The 3,743-nt window shown below is 55.8% G+C and carries 3 protein-coding genes and 1 pseudogene; all 4 read right to left on the minus strand.

Features of this window, described 5'->3' with window-relative positions; genetic code table 11:
* Positions 1 to 101: 101 nt before the first annotated feature.
* On the minus strand, positions 102 to 1,547 hold the full coding sequence (gene tnpC, locus H5P30_RS07915) for an IS66 family transposase (RefSeq protein WP_185691970.1): 1,446 nt from the start codon (positions 1,545 to 1,547) through the stop codon (positions 102 to 104).
* A gap of 35 nt (positions 1,548 to 1,582) precedes the next feature.
* Entirely contained in the window at positions 1,583 to 1,936 is a 354-nt protein-coding gene (gene tnpB / locus H5P30_RS07920) for an IS66 family insertion sequence element accessory protein TnpB (protein WP_185691969.1), read from the minus strand.
* 3 nt (positions 1,937 to 1,939) lie between these two features.
* The gene (gene tnpA, locus H5P30_RS07925) at positions 1,940 to 2,299 is read right to left on the minus strand and encodes an IS66 family insertion sequence element accessory protein TnpA (protein ID WP_185691968.1); all 360 of its coding nucleotides are present in this window, start codon (positions 2,297 to 2,299) and stop codon (positions 1,940 to 1,942) included.
* A gap of 197 nt (positions 2,300 to 2,496) precedes the next feature.
* A pseudogene (locus H5P30_RS07930) lies at positions 2,497 to 3,675 on the minus strand (IS4 family transposase).
* Between the last annotated feature and the right edge of the window lie 68 nt (positions 3,676 to 3,743).

Genomic DNA, 3,743 nt, shown 5'->3' on the forward strand with positions numbered 1-3,743 from the left:
GTAAGCGTCCGACATTCATCCCCCTCCACGAGTATTGATGGTGACGACTTCTAAACCAATATGGTCACCATTGCTACATGCAGATGGTGACGACATCTATATCATTGCTGCCAGTTATGAGGCAGGAGTTTGATTTGCTCTTTCTTTTCGGGCGTCTTGGGAGCCTTGGTGAGGACATCGGGCAGCCATGCATGGGGATCGACCCCGTGGATCTCGCAGGTCAGGAGCATGGAGTAGATGACGGCGGTTCGCTCTCCGGCGTCGGGAGAGCCGATAAAGAGCCAGTTTTTCTTTCCGATGGCCGAGGGACGGATTTTGTTTTCGACGAGGTTGTTGTCGATCTCGGCTTCGCCGTGATGGAGGTAGCGGCACAGGCATTTCCAGCGCGCCAGAGCGTAAGAGCAGGCCTTTCCGAGGTTGGACTGGGACAGGCAACGATTTTGGGAGATGGTGATCGCGATTTTGAGCCACTTGAGGATGCGCGCCTGGTCCACTTTCCGCTGCCGGGCTCTCTCGACCGGAGAGAGTCCCTGCTTGCGGTATCGTTCTTCAAAGTCGTAGAGCCTGCCGATGAGGCCGAGGATCAGGCTGGCTTCCCTCGGATGGTCGGACCGGGCGTTGAAAAAGCCCCGGCGGGCATGGGCCCAGCAACCCAGATGGATGATGGCTTCAGCGTTCTTGACCAGAGCGTTGTAGGCCTCGTAGCCGTCGGTCTGCAAAAGGCCCGTAAATCCTTCGAGCAAACGGGTTGCTTCAACGTGCCGACGGGACAGCCGCCAGTCGAAGACCACGCCGAGGCCGGGACTGTGGACGACCCACAGGAAGCCTTGGGAGGTTTTGCCTTTTTTGTTGTCGGGATCCTGGAACCGGACGGGAGTCTCGTCGGCTTGGACGTAGCCGCTTTCGAGCAGCTCCTGTCGCATGTGGTTGTAGAGGGGCTTGAGCCAGAAGGCTACCGTTTGCACCCAGTCGGCCATGCTCTGGCGGGAGATCTTCGCACCCCAGCGCTCGAACATCTTTTGCTGCCGGTAAAGGGGAAGATGGTCGATATACTTGCCCAGCACCACCCAGCCGACCAGCCCCGCGGAGGCGTAACTGCCTTGGACGGGCCTTTCGAGGGCCGGAACCACTACCGGAGGGAGGCTTCGCTCGATGCGGTGGCGGAACTTCAGCCTGCGGATGAGGCGCTTGAAGATCTTCGGCGGGGTGATATCGATCTCGAAGGTTTCTTCGGCCCCTATTTGCTCGTAGAGGTCCGGGTCGGCTTTCACCTCCTCGGGGACGATCTCCACGGTCTCGGCAACCGGCACCTTCTCGAAGCGCTCGATGGCACCCTTGGAACGTTGCCGGGCTTTCGAGCGGATATAAGAGACCTCCTGTCGTTCCATTTGCTTTTGCCGGGTCTCCATCTCCTCCAGGGCGAGCAACGCCTGGTCCCGGTCGATTCTTTCGCTTTTGCCTCCCCCGAAGAGCTGACGCTTGAACCAGGCGATCTGCTGCTTGAGCAGGTCGTTCTCCCGTCGAAGCTCGTCGTAGGTAGGCGGCATTGAGTATCCATACAGTGGATACTTAGATCGGACGGTCAATCCCTTTTTCGCTCATACCAGGCTTTTTCGCATCCTTTTTGCAGATCGATTCCGTTCAAGAGCATGGTCACCGCTTCCGGCTTGAGGCTGAGCTTCTTGCCGTCACTGCCCAAAGGCCAACTGAATCGGCCCTTCTCCAGGCGCTTGGCAAAAACCCAGGCCCCGGTCCCATCCCAATAAAGAGCCTTCAGCCGGTTGCGCGCCTTGTTCGTGAACAGGTAAAGCTTCCCCTCCATGGGATCTTCGAAAAGATGCTGCTCGACCACTGCCCACAGTCCATTGAAGCTTTTGCGCATATCGGTCGGCTCTACCGCCAGCACCACCCGCAGCGAATGAGGTAACGAGAGCACCGCTCACCCCCGGATTCGTTCGATTAACCTCCACAGAGCGTCCTCGTCGCCGGTTCGCACCACGAGCCCTCCACCAAGATCGAGCTCGAAACCGCTCTCCGATGCCGATCCGAAGGGAACGACCATCTCCACAAAGTCGCTCCGGTGCGAAGGTCCATTGCGGTCCCTGCTTTTGCGTCTCTGACCCAGCCAGGAAACGAAGGTGTGGTAGTTCACCCCTTCGCGCCGACAAAACTCCTTCTGCGTCAGTCCGCAGCCCTCGTAGGCCTCCAGCAAACGCTCACGTTCGCCATCGGACAGAACCTTACGGCCCCGTGAATCTCGCTTCGGTTCTACCTCAGGTGTCGCTTCAATCGCTTCCATGCCCGGCAGTATGCCAGAATAGACATCGATTGGGAATGAGGTCGACTAACGGACGCTTACTATTAATCGCCGCAATTCTGCTCTTTAGCTCTGGATGTGACGAAAACGAAAATAAAAATGAAGCGGCAGCCGAATGGCCTTCATTCTGGACGTCTGAACCTGGTCACGATACGTGGCCATATCAATACTCCCCATCACTACTGTCCAGTTAGGAAGTCGTTGAAGTTGAGTTGGTTAGATAATTGAGTTTCGTCAAAATTTGTGAAGGATTCTGTAAATAGCTGATTGATATGAACTTTCTGAAAAGCGTTAACACTCAGAACTTGCAGAATCCGGGTCAAACTGTGGTCGAGGCAGAGAGTCTTTTTGAGACTGGCGACGAGAAGATAGGTGCAGATGGCGATCCAAATTTGGGTTCTGACGGCATTGTCCGAGGTTCCGAAGAAGGACTTGATCCGCAGGTTCTGTTTGATCCATTTGAAGAAAAGTTCGATCTGCCAGCGGCTCTTGTAGACCAAGGCGACGGTCAATGCTGGGATGGAAAAATTGTTGGAAAGGAATACCAAGTCCTTGCCAGTCTCCTCGTCGAAGAAACGAACTCGACGCAAAGCAATGGGATATCGTTCCTTGGACAGGGCTCCGCTCAGACCGATTGTTTGATCGCTGCGCAGACCTGTGATTTTGGCAACTCTGCGGGACTCCCGGACATAGCAGTCGAGGTTGCGTTTGGCACGGATAACGAAGAACGCTCCGGCCTGGCTGAGGCCGAAGAGTCGACCGAAGTCGAGGTATCCACGATCCATTACATAGATCGTTCCGGGAGAGACTGGCATTCGGTCGAGGAAAGACACATCGTGTTCCCGTCCCTTCGTAACGTCGATGAACAGCGGGATAGAGCCTTGAAGTTCGAACTGCGTGTGGATCTTTACCGCCGCTTTCGTGGAACGAAAGTCCGCCCAAGGGAAGAGAGTCAGGCAAAGATCGATGGTGCTCGAATCGACCGCGACGACCATGCCATCGAGACCCATCGGGTTCGTCTCGCCTGCCTAAAGTCTCCGCGTCCTTCGAATGAGGATATGAGCCATGGCTTCGTAGACGCGCCAGTCCCTCCATTGGTTGGCATATGCCAAATTGGTGCGGGTAATGTTGCCGCGAAACCCCATCGCGTAAGCGTTTTGATTCCCGCGCAAACAAGCCTCGATCTCGCGCAACCCCTCCCGGTAAGTCAACTGGGCAAAGACCATGGCAAGGAATTGGTCGCGTGCGGTAAATCCGCGACTGCTCTTGGGCATCGGGTAAAGCTTGATGCATCGGTCGAACTCCTTCCGGTCCAAGCCATCGGTAATCTGAGTAAAAACGAGCCTGCCAGCGTTCATCCGTTATTGAGAACGAATGCGACGGAAGGTCGCCAGCCGATTCAAATGCGTGACAACCTTTATCCTGT

Origin of the sequence: Puniceicoccus vermicola (assembly GCF_014230055.1) — a bacterium.
Classification (GTDB): domain Bacteria; phylum Verrucomicrobiota; class Verrucomicrobiia; order Opitutales; family Puniceicoccaceae; genus Puniceicoccus; species Puniceicoccus vermicola.